Below are 26,372 nucleotides of genomic sequence, written 5' to 3'. Positions count from 1 at the left end.
GGTGACTCGTGTGAAGCAATTAAAGTGGAGAACCGTAAATCCTGAAGAAACAAAAGCAATTGCCAAGCTGGCTGCATCGTTTGCTAAACCGGGAGACGTCCTGACATTAGAGGGCGATTTAGGTGCAGGTAAAACGACTTTTACGAAAGGTTTTGCGGAAGGGCTGGGAATTACACGTGTTGTAAACAGTCCGACTTTTACAATTATAAAAGAATATAACGATGGCTCGCTTCCTCTTTATCATATGGATGTATATAGAATGGAGGATGAAAGTGAAGAGTTGGGACTCGATGAATATTTTCACGGACAAGGTGTCTGTCTCGTTGAATGGGCTCATTTAATTGAAGAACAGCTGCCGCAGGAGCGTCTGCAAATTGTCATTAACAGAGCTGGTGATAATGAGCGGGAAATCACCTTTACTGCTGTCGGGAATCGGTACGAAATGCTTTGTGAGGAGATAAGTAGACATGACAATATTAGCAATTGATACATCAAATTATACATTGGGCATTGCGCTGCTTCGAGGAGACACCGTTATAGCAGAATACATTACATACTTGAAAAAAAACCATTCTGTAAGAGCGATGCCTGCTGTTCATTCATTGCTGAGTGATTGTGATATGGCACCGCAGGATCTTTCTAAAATTGTCGTTGCAAAAGGCCCTGGTTCATACACAGGAGTAAGAATAGGTGTGACGCTGGCCAAAACACTTGCCTGGTCTTTAGACATTCCAATTGCTGCTGTATCAAGTCTTGAGACGCTTGCGGCAAATGGCCGGCATTTTGACGGTCTGATCTGCCCAATCTTTGATGCTAGACGGGGACAGGTGTACACAGGTCTGTATGAGTACAAAAATGGGCTTTTAGAGCAAGTCGTTCCAGATCAAAATGTGATGCTGGCAGATTGGCTGAAGATGCTAAAAGAAAAGGACCGCCCAGTTTTGTTTTTAGGTCATGATACTTCTATTCACAAGCAGATGATCGAGGAAGTGCTTGGAACAAAAGGGTTCATTGGAACTGCCGCCCAGCATAACCCGCGTCCTTCAGAATTGGCTTTTCTCGGGAAGGAAAAGGAAGCAGCTGATGTTCATAGGCTTGTCCCTGATTACTTGCGGCTGGCAGAAGCTGAAGCGAAATGGATTGAAAGTCAAAAGTAGGGTGATAGGATGAAAACAAAAGCAGCGGTCAGAAATATGCGGCTTGAGGATATAGATCACGTATACGAAATCGAAGCATCCTCCTTTACGTCTCCTTGGACGAAGGATTCGTTTTATCATGAGCTGCTGGAAAACCCGTATGCTCATTATCTCGTGATTGAAAAGGACGGCCATCTAGCTGGGTATTGCGGGATTTGGATTGTGATGGACGATGCCCAAATTACAAATATAGCGATAAAACCAGAGTATCGCGGCCAGTCTTTAGGAGAAACGCTTTTTCGCTCAGCTGTTGAACTGTGCAAAGAAAAAGATGCAAGACGGCTTTCGCTTGAAGTGAGGGTTTCGAATCATCCTGCTCAAGGCTTATATAAGAAATTCGGGATGCAGCCCGGCGGAATAAGAAAGAACTATTATACTGATAACGGGGAAGATGCGTTAATTATGTGGGTGACGATAAATGAGTGAGCAAAAAGACATGTACGTATTAGGAATTGAAACAAGCTGTGACGAGACTGCGGCAGCTATTGTGAAAAATGGAAAAGAGATCATTTCAAACGTAGTAGCCTCTCAAATTGAAAGCCATAAGCGTTTTGGAGGCGTCGTTCCGGAAATAGCTTCAAGACATCATGTTGAACAAATCACTTTGGTTATAGAAGAGGCATTTCGCAAAGCTGGCATGACGTATAGGGATATTGATGCGATTGCAGTCACGGAAGGTCCGGGACTGGTGGGAGCGCTTCTTATTGGAGTGAATGCCGCTAAAGCATTGAGCTTTGCACATAACATTCCGTTAGTAGGCGTTCATCATATAGCCGGTCATATATACGCGAACCGTCTTGTAGAAGACATCGTGTTCCCGGCACTGGCATTGGTCGTTTCTGGAGGCCATACAGAACTGGTTTATATGAAGGAACATGGATCATTTGAAGTCATTGGGGAAACCCTTGATGATGCGGCAGGAGAAGCTTACGATAAAGTGGCGCGGACGATGGGTCTGCCATATCCAGGTGGACCGCAAATTGACAAGCTAGCTGAAAAAGGGAATGACAATATTCCACTTCCTCGCGCATGGCTTGAAGAAGGCTCTTACAACTTCAGCTTTAGCGGATTGAAGTCTGCAGTGATCAATACGCTTCATAATGCGTCTCAAAAAGGGCAAGAGATTGCTCCGGAAGATTTGTCTGCCAGCTTCCAAAATAGTGTGATCGATGTCTTGGTGACCAAAACGGCACGCGCGGCAAAGGAATATGATGTCAAACAGGTTCTTTTAGCCGGCGGAGTAGCTGCAAATAGAGGTCTCAGAGCTGCATTAGAAAAGGAATTTGCCCAGCATGAAGGGGTTTCGCTTGTCATTCCTCCGTTAGCGTTATGCACAGATAATGCTGCGATGATTGCTGCCGCTGGCACAATTGCTTTTGAAAAGGGTATTCGCGGTGCATACGATATGAATGGGCAGCCTGGCCTTGAATTGACTTCTTATCAAAGTCTCACGAGATAATAGCGTGAGACTTTTTATTGGTTATTAACAGACAATTCACAATTTATCCACATATCTGTGAGCGATTATAGAGATATAGATGGATAAAGGGCTGAAGTCACTGTTAATCAAGTGGATAAATTCAGAATATTTTGTGGATAATGTGTATAAAGCGCTTACTTCACCTGTTTATAAGGTTATTTTCTGTGGATAAAAAGCACCCCTGAAAAGAGGTGCTTGACTTTTTTAATCTTCTTCTGTGGATAGTTCTTCCCATTCGGACAAAAGGGATTCCAGCTCCTGATTGAGTTTCTCATTGTCTGCATGGATAGCTTGGACTTTTTCATGATCCTGATAGACTTCAGGATCACATAGCAATTCATCATTGCGGCTGATGTTTTCTTCAATGCTCTGAACATTGGCTTCAATTTCTTCAATTCGACGAAGTCGTTGGCGCTCTTTCTTTTTCCATTCTTTTTCTTCCTCGTAGGAACGTTTGGAGTCAGACTTCACTGTAGCTGGCGTTGTTTCAGTTTCCTCTTGCTGATTCATTTTCTCCAATTCAAGCTGCTCTGTTTTCTTCTCTGTATAATAATCGTAATCTCCCAGATACTCCTCTATATGGCTTGAAGAAAGCTCCAGCACTCTTGTGGCGATTCTGTTAATAAAATATCTGTCATGTGAGACAAATAACAGTGTACCTGGATAATCAATCAGCGCGTTTTCGAGAACTTCTTTGCTGTCTAAGTCCAGATGGTTTGTCGGTTCATCAAGGATGAGAAAGTTGGCTTTTTGAAGCATCAGCTTAGCTAGAGCCAATCTTGCTTTTTCGCCCCCGCTCAGTGAATGGACGGGTTTCAGCACGTCATCTCCGGAGAATAAGAAATTTCCGAGACACGTTCTGATTTCTTTTTCTGGGAGCCCGGGGTACTCGTCCCACAGCTCATCAAGAACACGTTTAGAGGAAGTCAGTTCAGCCTGTTCCTGATCATAGTAGCCGACACTGACATTTGAGCCATATGAGATCGTTCCTTGATCTGGTTTTAGGGTGTCTATTAATGTTTTCAGCAATGTTGATTTACCAATTCCGTTAGGGCCGACAAGCGCGGCGCTTTCTCCTCTTGTCAGCATGAATGACACTTCTGTTAAAAGCGGCGGCTGGTTTTCATAGCTGATTGTGAGATCCTGAACACGGAGGACTTCATTTCCGCTCTGTTTTGTAATATCAAAATGAAAGTTTGCGGATTTTTCATCGCCAAGCGGTTTTGACATGACTTCCATTCGATCAAGCTGCTTTCTGCGGCTTTGCGCCCTTTTGGTGGTAGAGGCTCTCGCCAGATTTCTGTCTACGAAGTCTTGCAGCTTTGCGATTTCGTCCTGCTGCTTTTCGTACAGTTTAAGATCCTTTTCATACTGCGCGGCTTTTTGGTCGAGATAAGCGCTGTAGTTGCCGTGATACTTTTTGCTTTCGGCTCTTGATACCTCGTATACCTGGTTTACCACTTTGTCCAAAAAGTAGCGGTCATGCGAAACGATGAGAATGGCGCCTGAATAGCCTTGTAAATAATGCTCAAGCCAGGTAAGCGTATCAATATCCAGATGGTTTGTCGGCTCATCGAGAATGAGTAAATCAGGCTGTGTTAACAGAAGCTTACCTAAAGCCAGTCTTGTTTTTTGGCCTCCGCTGAGGCTTTGAACCTGTGTAGAATCGTCAAAATGGCTGAAGCCGAGGCCATGCAGCACAGATCTGACATCCGCTTCATATTGATAGCCGCCTTTATCTTTGAATTCCTGCTGAAGGCGGTCGTAGGTTTTCATGATGCTTTCTAATTCACCCGGGTCAGCTGCCGCCATTTTTTCTTCTATAGCCCGCATTTCCTTTTCCATTGCTTTTAAGTGGTCAAAAACAGTCAGCAGCTCTTCTTTTATGGTAAGCTTAGAATCCAAGCCAGTATGCTGGGCGAGATATCCCATTGTAGTATCTTTCGGTTTAATAATTTCGCCCTTTTCATACGAAAGCTGGCCTGCGATAATTTTAAGGAGCGTAGATTTTCCGGCGCCATTTCTTCCTACAATGGCGATGCGATCACGATTTCTGACTTCCAGCTTTATATTGTTTAAAATAGTATCAGCACCAAACGATTTGGACAGCTGATTAACTTGTAAGATCATCATATTATTTCACCTCTGTTATAATAAGTTAAGTGTAGCTTATGAACCAGAAGTCAGCAAACAATACATTGGCCATATAAGACATAGAGAAGAAAATAGTGTATGATCTGTTTAAGGAGCGTTTTAATATGAATGGATTTTCTCATTTTAATGAACAGGGCAGAGCCCAGATGGTGGATATCAGCGAAAAATCTTCGACTGTCCGTACTGCGGCGGCTGTTTCAAGCGTACACATGAAGAATGAGGTGTACGAGAAAATACAGAGTCACGATATTGGCAAAGGAGATGTACTGGCTGTCGCACAGGTGGCAGGCATTATGGCCGCAAAGCAAACGTCGAATATCATTCCAATGTGCCATCCGCTTTCATTGAGCGGGGTAGATATATCGTTTGACTGGAAAATAAAAGAAGCAGAAGTTATACTTCATATAAAAGCACAGGTCAAAACGAAAGGGAGTACAGGTGTGGAAATGGAAGCGCTCACTTCTGCATCGGTGTGCGCTCTTACCGTTTACGATATGTGCAAGGCCCTTGATAAGGGAATGGTCATCGGTCCTACTTTCTTGCTTGAGAAGACAGGCGGGAAAAACGGTGACTTTAAAAGAGAACTATCCGAGTATAATTTGGAGGACCAAAAATGAATAAGGATCAATCAAAAATTCCGCAGGCGACGGCGAAACGGCTGCCGCTTTACTATCGCTTTTTAAAGAATCTGCATGCGTCAGGAAAACAGCGTGTATCATCCGCTGAACTCAGTGATGCCGTAAAGGTTGATTCTGCCACGATTCGGAGGGATTTTTCCTATTTTGGAGCTCTTGGCAAAAAAGGATACGGATATAATGTGGATTATTTGCTGTCTTTTTTCCGAAAAACGCTTGATCAGGATGAGATGACTGATGTCATTTTGATTGGTGTCGGGAACTTGGGAACGGCATTTCTTCACTATAATTTCACAAAAAATAATAACACAAAAATTTCTATGGCTTTTGATATAAATGAGAGTAAAATAGGAACTGAGGTAGGCGGCGTGCCCGTCTATAACCTTGATGACCTTGAACAACACGTAAAAGATGAATCAGTTGCCATTCTTACAGTGCCAGCAGTTGCCGCTCAATCCATTACAGACAGATTGGTTGCGTTAGGAATCAAGGGAATCCTTAATTTTACGCCGGCCCGTTTGAATGTGCCGGAACACATTCGAATTCATCATATAGATTTAGCAGTTGAGCTTCAGTCACTGGTTTATTTCTTGAAGCATTATTCAGTTTTAGAGGAAATCGAATAGAGGGAAAGGAGGAGCCCAAATATGCCGATCGGTCCTGGAAGCCTTGCTGTTATCGCAATCGTTGCTCTGATTATCTTCGGTCCCAAAAAGCTGCCTGAATTGGGCAAAGCAGCCGGAGACACACTTCGTGAATTCAAAAACGCTACTAAAGGATTAACAAGTGATGAAGAGGAAAAAAAGAAAGAAGATCAGTAAGTTAGGATGACACGAATGAAAGTGAATCAAATGTCGCTGCTGGAGCATATTGCTGAGCTTCGAAAACGGTTGCTGATTGTAGCGCTGGCGTTTGTCGTTTTCTTTATTGCTGGATTTTTTTTAGCGAAGCCGATTATTGTGTATCTGCAAGAAACAGATGAAGCGAAGCAGCTTACGCTTAACGCGTTTAACCTGACAGACCCGCTTTATGTGTTTATGCAGTTTGCGTTTATCATCGGCATCGTCCTGACCTCGCCGGTTATTCTTTATCAGCTTTGGGCATTTGTGAGCCCGGGCCTCTATGAGAAGGAGCGCAAAGTAACGCTCAGCTACATTCCGATCTCTATTTTGCTGTTTTTAGCGGGCTTATCTTTTTCATATTATATTTTATTTCCTTTTGTTGTTGATTTTATGAAGCGGATCTCTCAGGACTTGAATGTCAATCAGGTGATCGGAATTAATGAATATTTTCATTTTCTTCTGCAGCTGACGATTCCGTTTGGACTGCTGTTCCAAATGCCGGTCATTCTCATGTTTTTGACCAGGCTCGGAATTGTGACACCGATGTTCTTAGCGAAAATCAGAAAGTATGCGTATTTTACGCTGCTGGTGATAGCTGCCCTGATTACACCGCCTGAGCTTCTGTCCCATATGATGGTCACTGTCCCGCTTTTGATTTTATATGAAATCAGTATTCTTATATCGAAGGCCGCTTATCGGAAAGCGCAGAAAAGCAGTGCTGCCGATCAGGACGTGTCTTCCGGGCAATAATAAAAAATCCATTTCTCATACGAGAAATGGATTTTCTTTATTTCTGGTTCTTTTTGATTTTAAATGAAAAGGCGAACATCTTAAAAGAAATGCTGATGTTGTAAGCGGCGAACACCATCAGCAGGATGGAGTAAAATGACCACATGCTGCCTGGCGAGCTTGCGGCAAGATAAGTAAAGATGCACCCTACGGCAAAGTAGATCATTCCCCAAACTACCGGGTTTCTCATAAAAATAATCCTCCAATAATCAGTTGCATTTGTGTACTCTGCTGTTCAAGGTATTTCTGAACAGGCTCAAGCTGCATGATGACAACGAATGTATTCATCATTAAATGGGCGAAAATCGGCACCCATATCCGTTTTGTTCTCGCATATAAAAAGGCAAAGGTAAAGCCCATTGCTGTATATAGAAGAAGATGCTTCAAATCAGCGTGAACAATACCGAAAATAACCGAGCTAATCAGTCCGGCGAAGAAGAAATTCGTTTTTTCGTACAGCGCCCCGAAAATGATTTTTCTGAAGATGATTTCTTCCAATATAGGCCCGATGATTGAAGAAACGATAATCATGAGCGGGACTGCCTGAATGACATCCAGAATCGCTTGTGTATTTTCTGATTCTCTTCCGATGCCAAATACATAGTATTCAATAGAGCCTGCAATTCCTTGAGAGAAAAGGGCAATGAAAAAACCGGCTATCGCCCAAAGGATAGAAAGTCCGATTGAGTCCTTCTGTCCGTTTCGCAGCGTTTCTTTCGGAACGGTTCTCAGAATGAGCAGAACAACAACGAGACAGGCGATAAAGCTGATAACGGACCATAATCCTTGTGCATGCAGCATATTTTCATCTGTAGGCTGTCCTCCGGCATAACCGAATTTAAATAACAAGGGAATCGCGATTAATGCGGAAAACTGCATGATGATATATGTCAAAATGATAAACCAATACTGTTTTCTCAAATGGTATGTACTCCTTTGTTAAGTGGGTTTCGTTCATCTACAGCTATTGTAACATAATCGGTACGGGGGTGAAAAAAGCTAACGGAAAAGGGAGCTGAAAAGAATGATGTAAGCGTGAAAAATTTTTTATCTTATCACTTGAAATTGGAAGGGAGATTCTTTATTATAAGAATTGTGTTAGCACTCTTTAGTGCTGAGTGCTAAAATTACATATTCATACTATTGAGGAGGTTATTACATTGTTAAAGCCATTAGGTGATCGCGTTGTCATTGAACTCGTAGAATCTGAAGAAAAAACTGCCAGCGGAATTGTGTTGCCGGATTCTGCAAAAGAAAAACCGCAAGAAGGCAAAATCGTGGCAGCTGGTTCAGGTCGCGTGTTAGAAAGCGGAGAGCGCGTTGCTTTAGAAGTAAAAGAGGGCGACCGCATTATCTTCTCAAAATACGCAGGTACTGAAGTGAAATACGAAGGTACTGAATACTTAATCTTACGTGAAAGCGACATTTTAGCTGTTATTGGCTAATTCTTAAATAAAAACATTTAAAAATTCAAGGAGGTCTTGTAAACATGGCAAAAGATATTAAGTTTAGTGAAGAAGCCCGCCGCGCAATGCTTCGCGGTGTCGATGCACTTGCTGATGCTGTAAAAGTAACTTTAGGACCAAAAGGACGCAACGTGGTTCTAGAGAAAAAATTCGGTTCTCCATTAATCACAAATGACGGTGTAACAATCGCTAAAGAAATCGAGCTTGAAGACGCGTTTGAAAACATGGGTGCGAAGCTTGTTGCTGAAGTAGCCAGCAAAACAAACGACGTTGCCGGTGACGGTACAACAACTGCGACAGTTCTTGCGCAAGCAATGATCCGTGAAGGCCTTAAAAACGTAACAGCAGGCGCTAATCCTGTAGGCGTTCGTAAAGGGATGGAAAAAGCTGTAGCGGTTGCGATCGAAAACCTAAAAGAAATTTCTAAGCCAATCGAAGGCAAAGAGTCTATCGCTCAGGTTGCTGCGATCTCTGCTGCTGATGAGGAAGTCGGAAGCCTTATCGCTGAAGCAATGGAGCGCGTAGGAAACGACGGCGTTATCACAATCGAAGAGTCTAAAGGCTTCACAACTGAGCTTGAAGTTGTGGAAGGTATGCAATTCGACCGCGGATATGCGTCTCCTTACATGGTAACTGACTCTGATAAGATGGAAGCGGTTCTTGACAATCCTTACATCTTAATCACAGACAAAAAAATCACAAACATTCAAGAAATCCTTCCTGTGCTTGAGCAGGTTGTTCAGCAAGGCAAACCATTGCTTCTGATCGCAGAAGACGTTGAAGGCGAAGCACTTGCAACACTTGTTGTGAACAAACTTCGCGGCACATTCAACGCAGTGGCTGTTAAAGCTCCTGGCTTCGGTGACCGTCGTAAAGCAATGCTTGAAGACATCGCTGTCCTTACTGGCGGAGAAGTCATCACAGAAGATCTTGGCCTTGACCTGAAATCTACTCAAATCACACAATTGGGACGCGCTTCTAAAGTTGTCGTTACAAAAGAAAACACAACAATCGTTGAAGGCGCTGGCGAAACAGACAAAATTTCTGCCCGCGTGACTCAAATCCGCGCTCAAGTGGAAGAAACAACTTCTGAATTCGACAAAGAAAAATTACAAGAGCGTCTTGCTAAACTTGCTGGCGGCGTAGCTGTCATCAAAGTCGGCGCTGCGACAGAAACTGAGCTGAAAGAGCGTAAACTTCGCATTGAAGACGCCCTGAACTCAACTCGCGCGGCTGTTGAAGAAGGCATCGTATCCGGTGGTGGTACAGCGCTTGTAAACGTATATAACAAAGTCGCTGCAGTTGAAGCTGAAGGCGATGCTCAAACAGGTATCAACATCGTGCTTCGCGCGCTTGAAGAGCCAATCCGTCAAATCGCACACAACGCTGGTCTTGAAGGATCTGTCATCGTTGAGCGCCTCAAAAACGAAGAAATCGGCGTAGGCTTCAACGCTGCAACTGGCGAATGGGTAAACATGATCGACAAAGGTATCGTTGACCCAACAAAAGTGACACGTTCTGCACTGCAAAACGCTGCGTCTGTAGCGGCTATGTTGTTAACAACTGAAGCCGTTGTCGCTGACAAGCCAGAAGAAAACGCTGGCGGCGCAGGAATGCCTGATATGGGCGGCATGGGCGGTATGGGCGGCATGATGTAATCAAACGGCGAAAACCTTTGATATACCAAGGGTTTGACCGTTTTTCATCACCCGTGCAGCTGAAAAAATAACAAAAAGATAACATTCATTGAGGATGCTTCCAAAAGTCTACTGGACTTTAGAAGAAGCATCCTTTTTCATTTATAAGTTTTTTAATGCATAAAAAGCCTATTGATGAAGTTTGCCATATTATGATGAAACCCTTCTCAACTGAGAAGGGTTTTCTTGTCATACGCTTGCCACCTAGACATGAATACTATAAAAGAGGTGACTATAATGGATGAAATGATTCAGAAAGTACAACTATGGGTAAATGCTGCTTACTCTGGAAAGCCTGGCTTCGTTCCAGCCCCTGAAAATGGGAAAACTGGTTGGTCCACGATGTATGCTTTAACTAGGGCTTTGCAAATTGAACTTGGAATCTCTACACCTGCTGATAATTTTGGACCAGGAACTGAAGTAGCGTACAAATCATGGGGAGAAATGGAAATTGGGCGTATTCCTACTGATGACAAAGGAAAAAGAATTGTACTAATTCTTCAAGGAGCAATGTATTGTAAAGGTTACAATCCAACTGGATTTACAGGAACTTTTGGAGAAGGGACTAAAGCTGCAGTAATTAAATTGCAAACTGATGCGGGACTGCCTATTCGTGACGGGAAAGTTTATTCCTATATATTTAAAGCATTTTTAACTATGGATGCTTATGTGCTCACATCTGGTGGTAATTCTAGAATTAGAGAGATGCAAAGAGATCTTAATTCAAAATATTACAAAACATCTGGAGTCCAACCATGTGATGGTTACTACCAAAGAGGGACTAATAAAGCTTTAATTTACGGTATTCAAACAGAAGAGGGAATTGCTCCCTCTCTACAAACGGGATCAATAGGGCCTTCTACGACCAACCTTTTACCAACTCTGAGCATAGGAAGTACTAATGCAAACTTTGTTAAGCTCCTTCAATATGCATTATATGTAAATGATTTCAATCCAGGAGAATTCAATGGACAGTACAGTACACTATTAAAAAATGCAGTTGCTGAATTCCAAAAATTTGTTAAGTTGCCAGCTGATGGAGTTACAGGAAAACAAACTTGGCTTTCTTTGTTGCAGAGTAAAGGAGATCCTAATCGTAAAGGAAAAGCTTGTGATTGTATAACAGAAGTTACGTCTGCTAGAGCTAAAGCTTTAAAAAATGCAGGCTATGAAACTATTGGTCGTTATCTTGTAGATATTCCAGGAGGATTGGAGAAAAAAATAAAACCTGGCGAATTAAAAACTATTTTTAATGCTGGTTTAACTGTTTTTCCTATATATCAAACTTATGGGAATAATTCAAGACATTTCAGTGAGGCTCAAGGAAAAAGAGATGCTCAAGATGCTTTTACAGCTGCCAAAAATTATGGATTTAAAAATGGAACAACAATATATTTTGCCGTGGATTTTGACGCTTTAGGAGATGATATAACTAACAAAATTCTTCCACACTTTAAGGGCATTAATGAACAAATGAAATATCTGGGGAATCGTTATAAAGTTGGAATATATGGTGCCCGGAATGTTTGCAGTCAAGTATCGCAGAAAGGCTGGGCAACAACCAGTTTTGTAAGTGATATGTCCACGGGATTTAGTGCAAATTTAGGCTATCCATTGCCAAAAAATTGGGCATTCGATCAAATTTCAACTATTAGTGTTGGTTCAGGAGACAGTAAAATTGAAATAGACAATAATATTAAGTCGGGACTTGATAACGGGGCTTCAGGTCTTGATTTCTCAACTGATCTCAATCAAGAGCTATACAAGCAATTATATGAAATTCAACTTTTAGGCCTTCAATATACAAACAATGATATCAATGAAGCGAATAAGCTTACAACCAACTATTATCGTCGCAAAAGATATGAATCATTAATATGGACATTAACTTCTGGACAATTTGATAAAGGGTTTGAGGAATATGTTATTAGTGCTGTAGGAGAAAATAGTTTTGTCTATGCAACTGATCCCGTTTCAAAAACTGAAGTTATTGATTTTCCTCATCTTATGGCTACATTATCTGCTCTATTGTATGCGAATCTTCCGTTAGTTGGAACTACACAGCAAGATTTAGCAGGGTGGGGTGGTGATTTATTTACTGTGGCTGCAGATGTATATAAAAATAGAGATAAGTATAGTGGCGACAATGAAACAAGAACATATAAAGCTGCTTACGACTTGATCGGTACAAAAACATCGGCTGGCAACTTTGATAATTCGGATTTCCTTGGAGATATCGATGCTATTAACATCGCACAGATCTTATTAAATAATAAAACTAAGCCAATTTTAAATGCAGTTCAAGAGTATTATAATAGTCTTGTTTTCTCAAGATATAAGCTATTTTATAAAAATAAATTTAATAGTAATGAAAATAATTTGAGACTGAATGCGAGTAATATTATGATTGGAGATAATCCTGATATTACAGCGGCAAGGGTAGCCCTAAGGGGTTCAATGCAAATGGAAGTCCCTTATTATACGGAAGAAGAGGGAGAAATTATTGCAAATGCTTTTGCTGATAAAATACTAGACCTTGTAGCAAGTGAATAGATAATTTAGAGTGGAGTACCATACATTTCGAAAAATATGGTACTCTATATTTTAAGATCTTAAGAATATACAACAAATTATAAGTTCAATTTTCTTTTTGATTTAATGGAAAGAAAGAAAGGGGAAGACATGAGGAAATATTTAGGGATAGTGTCACTTATCATGCTGTTATTCACATTGTGTTTTCTACCCTATATCCATTGGGCGCTTGGAATTCTAGGGATAGTTTTGGGGGGGATTATAGCATTTAAAGCACCTAAAGGGATTGCTAAGTATCTTTCTATTTTTATCCTAGCACTCTGTATTCTTTTACTCTTATTATTGATCGTAGCAGGCCTTTTGATGGCGGGTTTAGTCGGGAAGTAACGATTATGTATAACCATACTACATTTGGTCAAAACTAAAATTTAAGAAGTATGCTATAAAAGATTACTAAAAGTAAGACTAAGCTTTCAAAAATTCAAAAGCCCTTTTATTTCTCAATGGAATATCCATTTTGAAAATAGTAGACTTCAAAGGCCGGTTTCTTTTTTACAAGAAATTCTTTTCGGCATAAGCAGAATTTGATTTGCCTAAGCGAATCGTACAAAGAAGTTCACTGTTTTAAAAAATTGATTAATACATAAATCTTTTTCATCATAAATAAGTTAAACCCTAATATGGTGAAATGAAGGAATCTGCTGATTTCATTAAATGATATTCACGGATATCTTCATGGTATCCGTTTAGATAGACAGTTCTAAAGATAAATTTATTATAATAGGGCGTAACAGATGGTTTCTTGGATTGAATATCAACGATAAAATATTCTGCATCACTCACTATAAACTGGAAGAAATGCACTAGCTTTATGAAAATACAACCAACTTACAAATTCTCCTCACATCCGCCTACTAGAATGTAAAGAAGATTACTCACATTCCCTAAACAAGCAGAGCTAGGTATATGGGAGCTCTTTTCTGTTTCTAAAAGCTGAATATAATAATTAAAGGAATCTTAATAAAACAAAAAGGCTTGTGGAGAAATTGTTCTATACAAGTTGGGTTTACTAAAGATGGGATTTTATTGTTTTAAGTTCCATTTAATTGAATGACTCTAGATATATCGAAAGTATGGCTGTTGATTTCCTCCGAATGCTAAGAGACATTTATGCATGATATTTTGATACGTTCCGGGAATTCTTCGCAACTATTTTTTAACAGGTATTTGCAATTTTATTTTGAAAGCAGGTATAAATATATTATTACAACTCAGAAAACACTCTATATTAGGTTCATGTAATATAAGAACTTATAAATTTTAATTTTTTCAATAGAGACTTGGGGAGTAATGAGAGAAAATTAAAATTTTTTTAAAATTGTATTTGTCTAGCACTTTGTAATCTTTTATTCGTGTATATGGTTTTATTAGACACCTTGGCAGAGGTTTTATAGATGATACTTCAAATTTTAAGCTTCATTACAAATAGATTAAAACAAGAAATTTTTCAAAAGAATCTTAATTTGCATTAATATTATTAAATTTCTATCATACTTATTCATTTTTTAGAAGGAAGATATGGAAAAATCCCTATTTTTTAGGCAAATATGTTATTATAATTGAGGATTTAAAATATTAAAAAGAAAAGAGGAATTCTAAAGATGAAAAAGTTAGTAATGACCATGTTTACAGCAGTACTTTTGGGAGTTGCCATTTTCGCAGGCGGGTCAGAAGCATTAGCTATGGATTCGAAAGGTACAATCAAATTTAAAACAGATGCTAATACATATACGAAAAGAGCTACTTCCATTGTGGTTACGGGTACTTTGGCTAGGGATTTAGATAATGGCTTTTCAGTAATTCTATTAAATAACAAAGGTAAAGTAATTGCCAGAAAAGATATTTTGCATAGTATTGGTTCACGTAATTTTCGTGTGAGTTTTTCAACGAAAAATCTTCCTGCAGGTAAGTATGATGTGCAAGTTGGACAGGATTGGGGAGGAAGATATTGGTCAGGTGAACTAAAACATTATATTACAGTACAGCATTAATACGGCTGTATAAGTATTAACCTCTTGTTGTTAAAAGTTTAACTTTAGAAATTTGTCATTCTGTGAGATATTAATTTTTAAATAAAGGTATCTTAATCAATTTACTGTACTGATAAAGATACCTTTTTATCTTTAAAAACAACAAGGTCATGAGTGTTTTTCAAAGCTCGTACCGCTAGCCGCAATGTAGTTGTCTTTTAAATGAGAATATCCATTTGCTCCACCTCACTCCGAATCCCAATCCCAGGCTCCCAAGAATCAATCAAACGAATCGCTCTCTGATTAGATTCCATCGCTTTCGTTTTCTCTCCTTTACGGTTCAACAGCTGCGCCATCCCGTAAAAATAATAGATCAACTCAACCTGATTGGCGTTATGTTTGTCATAGAGCATTTGCTCAAAGGCTTCTTCCGCTTTTTCAAATTGACCACATTTCACGTAAGCGACACCCAGATTGAAATAGGCTTCTATCGTTTTTTCGCCGCCGTACGTGGAGCTGATTTCATTTGCTGCTTCGTATAATTGAATGGCTTCTTCATGATGACCTCTCGCAAAGCTTAAGTCACCGCGAACAAGCAGGACCCTATGTTGAATGGTGGGGGAAATTGGTTGATCTTCGATTTCGTTTAAAATGGTCTTTGCTTTTTCCTGTTGCCCGGTTTTTAAAAACAGCCTTGCTTTGAGTGCGTGTCCCCAAACCTTTAAATCATGGGCATCGTGAGCGTCTGATTGTTCCAGAGTCTTCAGTCCGGCCTCTATTTGCTGTAAGGCCCCGTCTAAATCATTGACTTCCATCAGGGCCCAGCCTGCTGTGTCGATTCGGAAGAACGCTTCTCGCGTGTGTTGGCCTATTTGATGGGCGACGTCGGCGGCTTTGCGTCCGTATTCGATTCGCAAGGGCAGGTTGATTCTGCTTAGAAAATGGCTGAAGCGGGTGATGAGTTCGATTAGGATTTCTTTTTGATCGGTTTCGCTTGCCCATTTGATGACCTTTAAGATGTTTGGCCACTCTTGTTTCATATGATCTAAGTTCCGTCCCAGCAGGTAGCTCCAATAGATAGAGTTGGGCTGTTCACGCTTTAAATGGGTTTCGGCATAATCAATATAATAGTGCGCCCAGCGATTGCGGGCTTCTTTTTCATATTCGTGCTGTTCGGACAAATGCTGTTCTCCGTAGGCGACAACGGTTTGGTGCGCCAAGTATTGCGTCCTGCCTTGGCGTCGTTCCGGCTGAATCAGCGCATATGACCGCATTTGTTCCATAGCGTAATGAAAACGGCGGGCGTCTAATCCGGCTGCTGCTGCCAGGCTTTTTTCATCAGGCGGCTTGCTGAAAAAGCAAAGCGTCTGCCATAGCTTTCGCGTATCTTCATTGCATCTATCCCAGGTGCGCCCGAAGAGGAACTCAAACAATTCCAGCAGTGAGTAGCCCGCTTTTCCAAGTTCATGAATCAGTTGCTGAGCGGGTATGTCATCATCTGACATATAGGCGATGCTGAGTGCCATGGCTTTCGGGTTTCCGGCAGTCGCTGAAATGAATTCGTTTTTCAGGCCAGCCGATAGCTGTAACAGCTGCTCCAGCTTTTCCCGTTTATGTGGGAGGTTGCATGTTTGTAAGCATCGGTGCACTTCTTGCTGAAAAAAATCCAAGGCATCTGTTTGGTCAAGGCCGCTCAGCTGAATAGCTGTCATTTCTCCGAAGCTTTCCCGATAGGTTTGTTTTACGTTTTCCCGTGCAGTGAGGAGAACTTTTACGCCTTGCGGAAGGCTTGTGATAAATTCGTGAATGTCACGTTCTGCAGTATCAATGCTGTCAACGATCAGGAGGATCGGTTTTTCTCTAGTGTAATTGGCTAACGCATTGCGGACGACAAACCGTTTTTCATTGATTGATTTATCGATTTGTTCTGTGCGCCCGAGCTGATAGGCGATCGTATTTAAAAAATCGCTAAAGCTCAATCCTTTCCAATCAGCGCTGACCCAAATGATGCTGTTGAATGAGGGCCAATCTGAAGTATCGTCGACACAGGAATAGGCGGCTTCAAGAGCGACTGTGGTTTTACCCATGCCGGCCCAGCCGGTGATTAAACAGGCTGGTGACGGAGAAAGCATCCATTGCCGTATCGCTTCCATATCAAAGCTGCGTCCGATAAAGTGTGCTGACCAGCGTGACGGTAGGTTATGCGTGATTGGCTGCTCTGTAAGCGCATTCGTTTCTTGGTTAGGTCTATGATGAAAAAGCCGCTTTACTGCTTTTTCTATATCGTCATCATGGGGAGCTCCGAATGACCCGTCCTTTCGCAGTGTTTTCGCTTTTTTCAAACAAGACGCTGCCCATACAGGCAATGCGGGTTTGATGACTGGGATGGTGGTGGTTTCCAACAGGTTGGTCAACCACTCGATATCGAAGTCGGTCTTTTCGAGAATGATCCAGATCATCCCGAACAGTTTTCCGTCGTCAATTCTCCCGGGAATGTAGTTTACCCCCATCTGTCCGATCCAGCTTTTGATCGTGTTTGAGGAGACTCCCAGCTGGAGTGCAATTTTATCTATGTAAGACTGTCCTGTTTTTTCGTTCTTTTTCCTTCTGACTTTATAATCAGGATGAAGTTTTAGCGTTTTGACGCCAGGTGCCAGCAGTTGTGCAAATTGTTTTCGGTTTTCAAGTTCAGCCATAAGCCTGCACCTCCTATTAGTACTATTTTATCAATTCAGCGTTTTTTGTATATGAAAAAATAAAAGTACAGTGCCGCTGTCCTTTTATACAGCAGGAAAGGCTGTTGAACGTCTTGAAAAGCAGATAAAATGGGGGCAGTAACAGAGAAAACAAAAATGTATGCACTTACATTTTATTTTCTAAAGAAAGGAATTTGCCAAATGACTCACACAGTACCTCAGAACATGAAAGCGGCTGTTATGCACAACACAAGAGAAATCAAAATCGAAACAGTACCTGTGCCTGACATCAATCATGATGAAGTGTTGATTCAGGTGATGGCTGTCGGAATTTGCGGATCAGATCTGCATTACTATACAAATGGCCGAATCGGCAACTATGTAGTGGAAAAACCATTTATCCTAGGCCATGAATGTGCAGGTGAAATTGCCGCTGTCGGATCATCTGTCGATCAATTCAAGGTGGGAGACCGCGTCGCTGTAGAGCCGGGTGTTACGTGCGGACGCTGTGAGGCGTGCAAGGAAGGGCGCTATAATCTTTGCCCGGATGTACAGTTTTTGGCTACACCGCCGGTAGACGGCGCGTTTGTTCAATATATCAAAATGCGTCAGGACTTTGTTTTCTCTATCCCAGACTCACTTTCTTATGAAGATGCTGCTTTGATCGAGCCGTTTTCTGTCGGCATTCATGCGGCGGCAAGAACGAAGCTTCAGCCCGGATCAACAATTGCGATTATGGGGATGGGCCCTGTTGGGTTAATGGCCGTTGCCGCAGCTAAAGCATTTGGGGCAGGCAGAATTATCGTCACTGACTTAGAGCCGCTGCGGTTAGAGGCTGCGAAAAAAATGGGAGCGACTCATGTCATTAATATCCGTGAACAGGATGCGCTTGAAGAGATTAAGACGATCACGCATGAAAAAGGCGTTGATGTTGCTTGGGAAACAGCGGGGAATCCAGCGGCACTGCAAACTGCACTGGCTTCTGTGCGCCGGGGCGGAAAATTGGCGATTGTCGGTTTGCCTTCTCAGAATGAGATTCCGCTCAATGTGCCGTTTATTGCAGATAACGAGATTGATATATACGGAATCTTCCGTTATGCGAATACGTATCCAAAGGGAATCGAATTTCTCGCTTCCGGCATTGTGAACACGAAGCATCTTATAACGGACCAATATTCACTGGAGCAGACACAAGAGGCGATGGAACGGGCGCTTCAATTTAAGAATGAATGTTTAAAAGTGATGGTGTATCCAAATCGCTGAGTGAACAGGGAGGATCTTTGTATTCTCCCTCTTGTGTACTGGAAATGAAAACGGATTCTTGGGGTGGGAAATGATGATTGAAACAGAAAAAGTAACGGCAATGAAAGTGAAGCATCAGTCAAAATCCAGCACCGGACTGTCCTGGTTTGAACGAATCGGCTATGGATTCGGCGATATGTCGTATAATATTATCTTTCAGTTTGTAAACGCATACTTATTATTCTATTATACAGACGTCGGCGGCATTCAGCCTGCGGTGATCGCAACTTTGTTTCTTGTTGTGCGTGTGCTGGATGCTATTTTTGACCCGATCATGGGATTGATTTTAGATAAAACGAATACAAGGTGGGGAAAAGCAAGGCCATATTTGCTGTGGGTGGCATTTCCTTTTGCGCTATTCACATTCTTATGTTTCACGACGCCTCATTTCGGTGAGACCGGGAATATGGTATATGCGTACGTCACCTATATTCTGCTTGGGATGTCCTTTAGTATGCAAACAATCCCGGTGAACAGCCTAACGGGACGGATGACGAATTCTGTGGAGGAACGGACGGTTCTGACCACAACCCGGATGATTTTGGTGTATATCGGAATTCTTTTATCCATTTCCTGTGCGACACCGCTTGCAACTGCTATTGGGGGAGAGGATCAGGCGTTTGGATTTCAAATGACTGCGCTCATCTACGCGGCGGTCAGCATTGTTTTGAATCTATTCAGTTTCTTTACTGTACGGGAGCGGATTCAGCCTAAAAAGAGAAAAAAACAAGGGATCAAAAAGACGTTATCCGTTTTATTCCGAAACAAACCTTTGCTTATGCTAATTTCATCATTTTTAGCTTTTGCGATCGGGTTTAATATTAAGCTCAGCACGATGGTGTATTATTTTACGTATAACGTAAACCATAAAGAGTTCGTGTTTATGGGAACCGTTTTATTTTTCGGGGCAGCGCTGATCAGCAATTTGTTTATTCCTTTCTTTTCTGAGAAGTGGGGCAGAAAACAAGTCATGATCATCACGGCGGCTCTATCGCTTATTTCTTATGCCGGCCTGCATTTTACGCCGTATTCTTCCATTACACTCATTTTCATTTGGCTTTTTGCATCGGGATTTTTCACGACGCCTTTAAATACGCTTGCTTGGGGAATGGTTGCGGATTGTGTCGATTATGCGGAATGGAAAACCGGAATTCGCGCGGATGGTGTGGTGATTTCGAGCATGAGCTTTATTAATAAGCTGGGTGTGGCGTTAGCCGGATCATTTTCGGCCATTTATTTAGGAATCGCCGGGTATGTGGCGAATGCAGACCAGACAGTTGCGTCATTGAATGCGATTAAAAATATGAATGCTTTGATCCCTGGATTTTTCATTTTGCTTTCTATTATTCTCATCGCCTTCTATCCTTTAACGGAAAAAAGATATAAGCATATCATCTCTGAGCTGGAGCAAAGGTCTGCGAAATAAATATATGTAAAATTTTCAATATTCAATGTTGTATTTATAGCAGAAAGTAATATACTGAGACTATAATCTAGACTTTATAAATGAGTGTGATAATATGCGTAGTCAATCTGTTGTTTGTATTGGAGAATTGTTAATTGATTTCTTTTGTACCGATGTTGACGTTGATTTAATGGACGGGCGCCAATTCTTGAAAAGTGCCGGCGGTGCACCGGCGAATGTGTCAGCAGCGATTGCCAAGCTGGGCGGAGACGCCGCTTTCAGCGGAAAAGTAGGCAAGGATCCGTTTGGGTATTTTCTGAAGCGCACATTGGACGCTGTACATGTCGATACCTCTATGCTGGTGATGGATGAGAAAGCGCCTACAACACTTGCTTTTGTTTCATTAAAACAAAATGGGGAGCGTGACTTTGTTTTTAATAGAGGCGCGGACGCTTTGTTTACGCTGGAGGATATTGACCAGGAAAAAGTAAATGAAGCGAAAATCCTTCATTTCGGCTCTGCAACGGCGCTGTTATCAGATCCATTTTGCTCAGCTTATTTACGGCTGATGTCGATTGCGAAGGATAATAGACAGTTTATCTCGTTTGACCCTAACTATCGTGAAGATTTATGGAAGGGAAGAGTCTCAGAGTTTGTAAGTGTCGCGAAAAAAGCGATCGCTGTAAGTGATTTTGTGAAAGTCAGTGACGAGGAGCTTGAGATTATCAGCGGTGTGAAGGATCATGAAAAGGGAGTTGCGATCCTTCATGAGATCGGAGCCAAGATTGTTGCTGTGACCCTTGGGAAAAGCGGAACGCTTCTTTCCAATGGAAAAGACCGTGAAATCATTCCAAGCATTCCGGTGACATCAATCGACTCAACAGGAGCGGGAGATGCTTTTGTCGGTGCGGCTTTATATCAATTGGCAAACACGGGCCATATTCAATCTGTAGAAACAGATTTTGCGAAGCTGCGTGAGATTGTAGCGTTTGCCAATAAGGTCGGAGCTCTTGTGTGCACTAAAATTGGAGCGATTGATGCACTGCCAAGCATGGATGAGATTGAAGTTTCTTTGTAATCATTAAAGGTGTTTCTTGAAAGTCTTTGGACTTTTGGGGGCACCTTTTTTTATTGCTTACATTTTTGTTCAGGTAAAAAGTTGTATATTTTCCGTTTGAAATGTCATTTTTTATTAAAAAAGTGAAACTTTTAACGATAATAAATAGTATATGTAACAAGGGTTATCGAATAGCTTTAGGAGGAACGATATGATGAGTATAATTGGAAGATTTAAAGATATTATGTCTGCGAATATCAATGCTTTATTGGACAAGGCTGAAAATCCGGAGAAAATGGTAGATCAATATTTAAGAAACATGAATAACGATTTGGCTAAGGTTAAGGCAGAAACGGCAGCTGTTATGGCTGAGGAGCAGAGAGCAAAAAGAGAATATCACGAGTGCCAGGCGGATATGGAAAAGATGGAAAGCTATGCAATGAAGGCGCTGCAAGCTGGGAATGAGGGCGATGCGAGAAAGTTCCTTGAAAGAAAAACATCTTTGGAATCAAAGCTTTCTGAGCTGCAGACGGCGAATCAAATTGCTGCAACCAATGCCGCACAGATGAGAAAGATGCATGACAAACTGGTATCTGACATTGGAGAGCTGGAAGCACGCAAAAATATGATCAAGGCGAAGTGGGCAGTAGCGAAAACGCAAGAAAGAATGAACAAACTGGGCGCTTCTGTTTCGAGTACAAGCCAATCAATGTCTGCATTCGGCCGAATGGAGGACAAAGTAAATAAGGCGCTTGATCAGGCCAATGCAATGGCTGAACTGAACAGCGCTCCGCAGGATGATATGGCTGATCTGACTGCAAAGTATGACACTGGCGGTTCAAGCCAGGTTGATGATGAGCTTGCTGCGTTAAAAGCGAAAATGATGCTCGATAAGTAATACATAGGAGGCCGCAGCTTTCGGCTGCGGCGCTATTTTATCATAAGATGTGAGAGGGAACGGTAATGATAATATCTTATAAGTGTCCGAACTGCGGCAGTGATATGGCATTTGACAGTGAAACCGGCTCGTTATCCTGCGGCAGCTGCGGAAGACAGGACAATATTGAAAGCCTTCCGAAAGAAAACATTGCGGCGCGGTTTTCTGAAGACGAGGCAAAAGAATATCAATGTGAAAACTGCGGCGCCGTTTTGATCACGGAAGCTGAAACGACAGCAACGACGTGCAGCTTCTGCGGGGGTGCTGCAATACTTGCCGATCGTTTATCAGGACATTTGGCACCGGCGAAAGTCATCCCATTTACAATCAGCAAGCAAGAAGCCGAGCAGGCATTTCGAAAGTGGTGCAAAAAAGGCCTTCTGACACCAAGAGGTTTCATGTCTGCTGATCGAATTAAAAGCATCACCGGCATGTATATTCCGTTTTGGATGTTTGATTTAAATAGTGAAGTACAGGTAAGAGCAAACTGTACCAGAGTCCACCAGTATGAAGAAGGGGATTATATATGCACAGAAACAGAGCATTTTGAAGCGTTTCGTGATATCAATCTCGATTATTTGAAAATTCCTGTTGATGCCTCAGAAAAAATGAATGATGAGTTAATGGATAAGTTGGAGCCATATTCATACGATCAGCTGAAGGACTTTCAAACGGCATATTTGGCCGGCTATATTGCGGAAAAGTACAATTATACCGATGAGGAGCTTTTTCCAAGGGCAAAAGAGAAAATAAGCAGTTATATAGATTCATACATCCATTCTACTTTTTCTGGATATACGTCAGTCAATGTGAGGGACAAACATATTCACACGAAAAATGTGAACAGCTTTTACGTTTTGCTTCCCGTTTGGATGGTCAGTTACGATTATGAAAGAGCGGAGCATATCTTTGCGATGAACGGGCAAACAGGTAAGGTCGTCGGAAAGCCGCCGATCAGTTCAGGAAAAGTAGCGGCATGGTTTAGCGGAATAGCAGGCGGGACATTTCTTGCATTGAAGCTCGTCTCATTGATGATGGGAGGCGGATTTTGATGCGGGGATTTTTCGGGAAAGCGATCTTTGTTGTGCTGGCGGTTTTCATCATGATGCCTTTACTGGGGATCGAAGCGGCAAGAGCTTCTGAATCACAGCAGCATGTATATGACCATGCCCATCTATTATCAAAAACAGAAATCGAAAAACTTGAATCTCTCTCGGTAGAGCTGGGTGCAAAGAGAGACACTGATTTCATTATTATTACGACTAAAAGCACAAATGGTGAAGATATTGCCGATTATGCCGGCGATTTTTATGATCGTTACGGAAAAGGCAGTACAGCTATTTTAACGATTGATATGGCGGATAGAGAAGTATTCATCTCGGGCTACAAAAAAGCTGAAAAGTATTTGGACAACAACAGGCTCAACAGCATCAGAAATACGATTTCATCTGATTTATCAAATGAAGATTATTTCAAAGCTTTTGAGACATATATTAAGCTTTCCTATAAAGATATGGGCATAAAACCCGGAATAAACCCCGACAACATATTCTTCACATGGTGGTTTCAGCTGATTGCTGCCATCGCAGTCGGGGGAATTGCGGTTTCAATTATGCTTTATCAGGCGGGCGGCAAAGTAACGGTTAATGGGAATACATATATGGATCAGCGTACGTCTGATGTGATTGATCAATATGACACTTATATCAGAACGACTGTAACAAGAGAAAGAAAACCATCAAATGATAAAGACAGCGGCAGCGATGGCGGTGTGACGAAAGGCGGCACGTCATACAGTGGAAGCCGGGGCAGTTTCTAGTAGTAGAAAATAGAGAAGGGAAGAGGTAACATGTCGTTTTTCAGAAACCAATTAGCAAATGTAATAGAGTGGGAAGAATTTAGAGATGATATGATTTTTTATAAATGGAACAATCGTGAAATCAAAAAAGGGAGCCGTTTGATCATTCGTCCCGGACAGGATGCTGTCTTTTTGAACAATGGGCGGGTTGAAGGGGTTTTTCAAGATGATGGCGATTATGATATTGAATCAGAAATTATTCCATTCCTTTCAACGTTAAAGGGCTTTAAGTTTGGTTTTAACAGCGGCATGCGTGCCGAGGTGCTGTTTGTCAATACGAAGGAATTTACCGTAAGATGGGGAACAAAACAGGCGATAAATATTCCGGTAGCGGGAATGCCAGGCGGGATGCCGATTCGCGCAAACGGCACATTTAATTTTAAAGTGCAGGACTATATCAGCCTGATTGATAAAATCGCTGGCGTGAAGGATCAATATTATGTAGAGGATATTAAAACCCGTATCACTTCTATTCTGGACCAGCTTCTCATGAAGTGGATCACAAGAGAAGGGAAAGATATGTTTAATCTTCAAGCAAACGCTTTTGATATTGCTAAGGGAATTCAAGAGGACTTAGATATGCAATTAATAAGTGACGGGATGACGGTCACTGGTTTTCAAATCATGAGCTTTAATTATCCTCAAGAGGTTCAGGATATGATAACAAAGAACGCTTCCTACGGTATGGTTGGGGATGTGAACAGATACCAGCAAATATCGATGACGGATGGAATGGCATCCGGTAAGATGAACGGAGGCGGAGCGGCTTCGGATATGGCAGGAATGATGATGGGAATGAATATGGCCAATCAGATGATGAATCAAATGAATCAGAGTCAGCAGGCACAGTCATCAGGTCCACAGTCAACTGGTAGCGGAAGCAAACCGAATTTCTGTCCAAACTGCGGAACAAAAACGGGCGAAGCCAATTTTTGTCCGAATTGCGGCCAGAAGCTTGTATAAGAATCATACAGTGAAAAGTCCCGAGTGATCAGCACTCTGGACTTTTTTATTTAGGAGATTATGCGTTATCTATTGCTTGCTCCTGAACAGGCCACTTTCGAGCACCCGCTTGGACAATTCCCAGCAGCAATTGACGACGTTCCTTTATTGAATTGACGGCAATTTGAAATGTTTGCTTAGATAAAGCCGGTATGCCTGATTGGTGAAGCTTTGAGATGTCTGGTTCCGGCGGCGCTTGTTCTGCAGGATGGATATAGGCAGTATGAACGGTGTCCAGGTAGTTTTTGATACTCGAGCGCGCTTCTTTAATATGAAGCTGATTTGGCTGATATTGTTCAGGAATGCCGTATTTGAAAATGGTTAGAGCCTCATCCAATACAGCAACAGCTATAATGGATGATTCCTGATGCTGCGTGCTGTGGTAAAAATGAAGGATGGGGAAGGCGTTATGCTGAGCGGTCAGCTTTCCCAGCTCTGATGAGGCAGTGGCAAGAAGGAAATCAATGTCGTGAAAATCCTTGCCGTTCCATGCATTCTGGACGATTTCTGTTCCGTCATGCCCTAGACTTAATACACTTTGGGCAAAGGAGCGCTTTTGATTAACTGCACTCAAGACCGAAATCAAATACGTGACAGAAAACGTGATGGTAAGCAATCCTTGAGCTGTTTCAATCACCGTGACAAGCCTCCATAGGCCTCCGTTTGGAGCGAGGTCGCCATTTCCTAATGTAAACATGACATAGCCGGAAAAATAAATTCGGTCTGACCAGGAAGCCGGTTCTTTCGATTGAGTTTCCATCAGTGAGTGAGGGTCACTCGAGTAAATCAAAACCCACCCGCTCCAAAATAGACTGATCCATATCACTAACGTCAGGCATAGCAGCAGTGGGCCTGCCATACTTAGCACCTTTGCGTGGTCTCCGCTGATTTTGCGACAGCCTTTCCACAGCCAAGCAGACAGACATCTTGTGATCGGGCCTGCACCGCTCTCTAACCATAACGTGGTCCATAAAAAATCAATCATCCCCGCTGTCAATAATAAAAGGCCTGCAATGATATAACCCTCATTCATTTTGGTTGCCTCCCTTAAGCCAGCCTTCTTTTATTTTCTTTTCTATTTCCTTTTATCTTGAGTCTGAAACAATTGACCGAATGTTTGATTTTAGATGAAGTTAACCAACACTTACTCATTTATCGATATGAACAGAAAATCACAGGGGTTTTGACTTAATTCACATATTTTCCGTTCGTTTTCCCCTTGAATTAGTGATTTTCCTTTTGTTGAATAAAAAATTTTCAGAAATTTATATTGACTGAAAACGTTTTTATAATT

24 protein-coding genes are annotated in these 26,372 nt (G+C 41.8%); 19 read left to right on the top strand and 5 right to left on the bottom strand.

Going from position 1 to position 26,372, the window contains the following annotated elements:
- Positions 1 to 10: 10 nt before the first annotated feature.
- From tsaE to tsaD, 4 genes are read left to right on the top strand one after another with little or no spacing between them, the layout of a single operon-like run.
- On the top strand, positions 11 to 487 hold the full coding sequence (tsaE, locus tag QA442_RS19290) for a tRNA (adenosine(37)-N6)-threonylcarbamoyltransferase complex ATPase subunit type 1 TsaE (RefSeq protein ID WP_095432103.1): 477 nt from the start codon (positions 11 to 13) through the stop codon (positions 485 to 487).
- Positions 468 to 1,157, top strand: coding sequence for a tRNA (adenosine(37)-N6)-threonylcarbamoyltransferase complex dimerization subunit type 1 TsaB (gene tsaB / locus QA442_RS19285; protein WP_095432104.1), 690 nt, complete (start codon positions 468 to 470; stop codon positions 1,155 to 1,157). The genes tsaE and tsaB overlap by 20 nt, the downstream gene beginning before the upstream one ends.
- A 9-nt stretch (positions 1,158 to 1,166) precedes the next feature.
- Entirely contained in the window at positions 1,167 to 1,622 is a 456-nt protein-coding gene (gene rimI / locus QA442_RS19280) for a ribosomal protein S18-alanine N-acetyltransferase (protein WP_003243019.1), read from the top strand.
- Complete coding sequence (gene tsaD, locus QA442_RS19275; protein WP_069840093.1) at positions 1,615 to 2,655, top strand: tRNA (adenosine(37)-N6)-threonylcarbamoyltransferase complex transferase subunit TsaD; 1,041 nt, start codon at positions 1,615 to 1,617, stop codon at positions 2,653 to 2,655. Before rimI ends, tsaD begins: the two co-directional genes overlap by 8 nt.
- Positions 2,656 to 2,880: 225 nt before the next feature.
- On the opposite strand, the gene QA442_RS19270 is transcribed toward tsaD, so the two are convergent.
- Entirely contained in the window at positions 2,881 to 4,809 is a 1,929-nt protein-coding gene (locus QA442_RS19270) for an ABC-F family ATP-binding cassette domain-containing protein (RefSeq protein WP_095432105.1), read from the bottom strand.
- Positions 4,810 to 4,934: 125 nt separating this feature from the next.
- Between QA442_RS19270 and moaC the strand changes: the two genes are divergently transcribed.
- From moaC to tatC, 4 genes are read left to right on the top strand one after another with little or no spacing between them, the layout of a single operon-like run.
- Complete coding sequence (moaC, locus tag QA442_RS19265; RefSeq protein WP_003243499.1) at positions 4,935 to 5,447, top strand: cyclic pyranopterin monophosphate synthase MoaC; 513 nt, start codon at positions 4,935 to 4,937, stop codon at positions 5,445 to 5,447.
- Positions 5,444 to 6,091 (top strand): redox-sensing transcriptional repressor Rex, encoded by a 648-nt coding sequence (locus QA442_RS19260; RefSeq protein WP_003234073.1) that lies wholly within the window; start codon positions 5,444 to 5,446, stop codon positions 6,089 to 6,091. The genes moaC and QA442_RS19260 overlap by 4 nt, the downstream gene beginning before the upstream one ends.
- A 21-nt stretch (positions 6,092 to 6,112) precedes the next feature.
- Positions 6,113 to 6,286, top strand: coding sequence for a sec-independent protein translocase protein TatAY (tatAY, locus tag QA442_RS19255; RefSeq protein WP_003234072.1), 174 nt, complete (start codon positions 6,113 to 6,115; stop codon positions 6,284 to 6,286).
- A gap of 6 nt (positions 6,287 to 6,292) precedes the next feature.
- Positions 6,293 to 7,057 carry a twin-arginine translocase subunit TatC gene (gene tatC / locus QA442_RS19250; protein ID WP_015252680.1) on the top strand — a complete coding sequence of 255 codons (765 nt, stop codon included), beginning with the start codon at positions 6,293 to 6,295 and terminating at the stop codon, positions 7,055 to 7,057.
- 37 nt (positions 7,058 to 7,094) lie between these two features.
- Here tatC and QA442_RS19245 read toward each other — a convergent pair whose 3' ends face one another.
- Positions 7,095 to 7,286 (bottom strand): YdiK family protein, encoded by a 192-nt coding sequence (locus QA442_RS19245; protein WP_003225680.1) that lies wholly within the window; start codon positions 7,284 to 7,286, stop codon positions 7,095 to 7,097.
- Complete coding sequence (locus QA442_RS19240; RefSeq protein ID WP_095432106.1) at positions 7,283 to 8,017, bottom strand: CPBP family intramembrane glutamic endopeptidase; 735 nt, start codon at positions 8,015 to 8,017, stop codon at positions 7,283 to 7,285. Before QA442_RS19240 ends, QA442_RS19245 begins: the two co-directional genes overlap by 4 nt.
- 239 nt (positions 8,018 to 8,256) lie before the next feature.
- On the opposite strand from QA442_RS19240, the gene groES reads away from it, so the two are divergent.
- The 4 genes from groES to QA442_RS19220 all read left to right on the top strand — a co-directional run bounded on the left by groES (position 8,257) and on the right by QA442_RS19220 (position 14,842).
- Positions 8,257 to 8,541 (top strand): co-chaperone GroES, encoded by a 285-nt coding sequence (gene groES / locus QA442_RS19235; protein WP_003155970.1) that lies wholly within the window; start codon positions 8,257 to 8,259, stop codon positions 8,539 to 8,541.
- A gap of 44 nt (positions 8,542 to 8,585) precedes the next feature.
- Positions 8,586 to 10,220: a chaperonin GroEL gene (gene groL, locus QA442_RS19230; protein WP_095432107.1), complete on the top strand. Its 1,635-nt coding sequence runs from the start codon at positions 8,586 to 8,588 to the stop codon at positions 10,218 to 10,220.
- A 276-nt stretch (positions 10,221 to 10,496) separates the two neighbouring features.
- A complete protein-coding gene (locus QA442_RS19225; protein WP_040083985.1) occupies positions 10,497 to 12,812 on the top strand; it encodes a glycoside hydrolase domain-containing protein in 2,316 nt (771 codons plus the stop codon).
- A 1,640-nt stretch (positions 12,813 to 14,452) separates the two neighbouring features.
- Positions 14,453 to 14,842: a hypothetical protein gene (locus QA442_RS19220; RefSeq protein WP_040083983.1), complete on the top strand. Its 390-nt coding sequence runs from the start codon at positions 14,453 to 14,455 to the stop codon at positions 14,840 to 14,842.
- A gap of 197 nt (positions 14,843 to 15,039) precedes the next feature.
- Here QA442_RS19220 and QA442_RS19215 read toward each other — a convergent pair whose 3' ends face one another.
- Complete coding sequence (locus QA442_RS19215; protein ID WP_095432108.1) at positions 15,040 to 17,517, bottom strand: tetratricopeptide repeat protein; 2,478 nt, start codon at positions 17,515 to 17,517, stop codon at positions 15,040 to 15,042.
- 201 nt (positions 17,518 to 17,718) lie between these two features.
- Between QA442_RS19215 and gutB the strand changes: the two genes are divergently transcribed.
- The 7 genes from gutB to QA442_RS19180 all read left to right on the top strand — a co-directional run bounded on the left by gutB (position 17,719) and on the right by QA442_RS19180 (position 25,039).
- Complete coding sequence (gutB, locus tag QA442_RS19210) at positions 17,719 to 18,780, top strand: sorbitol dehydrogenase (protein WP_095432196.1); 1,062 nt, start codon at positions 17,719 to 17,721, stop codon at positions 18,778 to 18,780.
- Positions 18,781 to 18,853: 73 nt separating this feature from the next.
- Entirely contained in the window at positions 18,854 to 20,245 is a 1,392-nt protein-coding gene (locus tag QA442_RS19205; RefSeq protein WP_040083981.1) for an MFS transporter, read from the top strand.
- Positions 20,246 to 20,339: 94 nt separating this feature from the next.
- Positions 20,340 to 21,302 (top strand): carbohydrate kinase family protein, encoded by a 963-nt coding sequence (locus QA442_RS19200; protein ID WP_095432109.1) that lies wholly within the window; start codon positions 20,340 to 20,342, stop codon positions 21,300 to 21,302.
- A gap of 193 nt (positions 21,303 to 21,495) precedes the next feature.
- Positions 21,496 to 22,179 (top strand): PspA/IM30 family protein, encoded by a 684-nt coding sequence (locus QA442_RS19195; protein WP_095432197.1) that lies wholly within the window; start codon positions 21,496 to 21,498, stop codon positions 22,177 to 22,179.
- A 65-nt stretch (positions 22,180 to 22,244) separates the two neighbouring features.
- Complete coding sequence (locus tag QA442_RS19190; protein WP_014663034.1) at positions 22,245 to 23,270, top strand: TFIIB-type zinc ribbon-containing protein; 1,026 nt, start codon at positions 22,245 to 22,247, stop codon at positions 23,268 to 23,270.
- Entirely contained in the window at positions 23,270 to 24,037 is a 768-nt protein-coding gene (locus QA442_RS19185) for a TPM domain-containing protein (RefSeq protein WP_095432110.1), read from the top strand. Before QA442_RS19190 ends, QA442_RS19185 begins: the two co-directional genes overlap by 1 nt.
- A gap of 30 nt (positions 24,038 to 24,067) precedes the next feature.
- Positions 24,068 to 25,039, top strand: coding sequence for an SPFH domain-containing protein (locus QA442_RS19180; protein WP_095432111.1), 972 nt, complete (start codon positions 24,068 to 24,070; stop codon positions 25,037 to 25,039).
- Positions 25,040 to 25,097: 58 nt separating this feature from the next.
- Here the strand turns inward: QA442_RS19180 and QA442_RS19175 are convergent, their stop codons facing one another.
- Positions 25,098 to 26,111 carry a potassium channel family protein gene (locus tag QA442_RS19175; RefSeq protein ID WP_095432112.1) on the bottom strand — a complete coding sequence of 338 codons (1,014 nt, stop codon included), beginning with the start codon at positions 26,109 to 26,111 and terminating at the stop codon, positions 25,098 to 25,100.
- Positions 26,112 to 26,372: the final 261 nt, after the last annotated feature.

It is taken from the genome of Bacillus stercoris, from assembly GCF_029772985.1.
Taxonomy (GTDB): Bacteria; Bacillota; Bacilli; order Bacillales; family Bacillaceae; genus Bacillus; species Bacillus stercoris.
The sequence above is the reverse complement of the archived record's forward strand: the minus strand, read 5'-3'. Positions and strand labels throughout refer to the sequence as shown.

What these genes read in the sequence shown, in the direction of transcription:
- tsaB (WP_095432104.1), top strand. Translation starts at nt 468, where the DNA reads ATGACAATATTAGCAATTGATACATCAAATTATACATTGGGCATTGCG.
- QA442_RS19215 (WP_095432108.1), bottom strand. Translation starts at nt 17,517, where the DNA reads ATGGCTGAACTTGAAAACCGAAAACAATTTGCACAACTGCTGGCACCT.
- QA442_RS19205 (WP_040083981.1), top strand. Translation starts at nt 18,854, where the DNA reads ATGATTGAAACAGAAAAAGTAACGGCAATGAAAGTGAAGCATCAGTCA.
- QA442_RS19245 (WP_003225680.1), bottom strand. Translation starts at nt 7,286, where the DNA reads ATGAGAAACCCGGTAGTTTGGGGAATGATCTACTTTGCCGTAGGGTGC.
- tatAY (WP_003234072.1), top strand. Translation starts at nt 6,113, where the DNA reads ATGCCGATCGGTCCTGGAAGCCTTGCTGTTATCGCAATCGTTGCTCTG.
- QA442_RS19220 (WP_040083983.1), top strand. Translation starts at nt 14,453, where the DNA reads ATGAAAAAGTTAGTAATGACCATGTTTACAGCAGTACTTTTGGGAGTT.
- rimI (WP_003243019.1), top strand. Translation starts at nt 1,167, where the DNA reads ATGAAAACAAAAGCAGCGGTCAGAAATATGCGGCTTGAGGATATAGAT.
- QA442_RS19260 (WP_003234073.1), top strand. Translation starts at nt 5,444, where the DNA reads ATGAATAAGGATCAATCAAAAATTCCGCAGGCGACGGCGAAACGGCTG.
- QA442_RS19200 (WP_095432109.1), top strand. Translation starts at nt 20,340, where the DNA reads ATGCGTAGTCAATCTGTTGTTTGTATTGGAGAATTGTTAATTGATTTC.
- moaC (WP_003243499.1), top strand. Translation starts at nt 4,935, where the DNA reads ATGAATGGATTTTCTCATTTTAATGAACAGGGCAGAGCCCAGATGGTG.
- groL (WP_095432107.1), top strand. Translation starts at nt 8,586, where the DNA reads ATGGCAAAAGATATTAAGTTTAGTGAAGAAGCCCGCCGCGCAATGCTT.
- QA442_RS19180 (WP_095432111.1), top strand. Translation starts at nt 24,068, where the DNA reads ATGTCGTTTTTCAGAAACCAATTAGCAAATGTAATAGAGTGGGAAGAA.
- tatC (WP_015252680.1), top strand. Translation starts at nt 6,293, where the DNA reads ATGACACGAATGAAAGTGAATCAAATGTCGCTGCTGGAGCATATTGCT.
- QA442_RS19195 (WP_095432197.1), top strand. Translation starts at nt 21,496, where the DNA reads ATGAGTATAATTGGAAGATTTAAAGATATTATGTCTGCGAATATCAAT.
- QA442_RS19270 (WP_095432105.1), bottom strand. Translation starts at nt 4,809, where the DNA reads ATGATGATCTTACAAGTTAATCAGCTGTCCAAATCGTTTGGTGCTGAT.
- QA442_RS19185 (WP_095432110.1), top strand. Translation starts at nt 23,270, where the DNA reads ATGCGGGGATTTTTCGGGAAAGCGATCTTTGTTGTGCTGGCGGTTTTC.
- gutB (WP_095432196.1), top strand. Translation starts at nt 17,719, where the DNA reads ATGACTCACACAGTACCTCAGAACATGAAAGCGGCTGTTATGCACAAC.
- QA442_RS19190 (WP_014663034.1), top strand. Translation starts at nt 22,245, where the DNA reads ATGATAATATCTTATAAGTGTCCGAACTGCGGCAGTGATATGGCATTT.
- tsaD (WP_069840093.1), top strand. Translation starts at nt 1,615, where the DNA reads ATGAGTGAGCAAAAAGACATGTACGTATTAGGAATTGAAACAAGCTGT.
- QA442_RS19225 (WP_040083985.1), top strand. Translation starts at nt 10,497, where the DNA reads ATGGATGAAATGATTCAGAAAGTACAACTATGGGTAAATGCTGCTTAC.
- QA442_RS19175 (WP_095432112.1), bottom strand. Translation starts at nt 26,111, where the DNA reads ATGAATGAGGGTTATATCATTGCAGGCCTTTTATTATTGACAGCGGGG.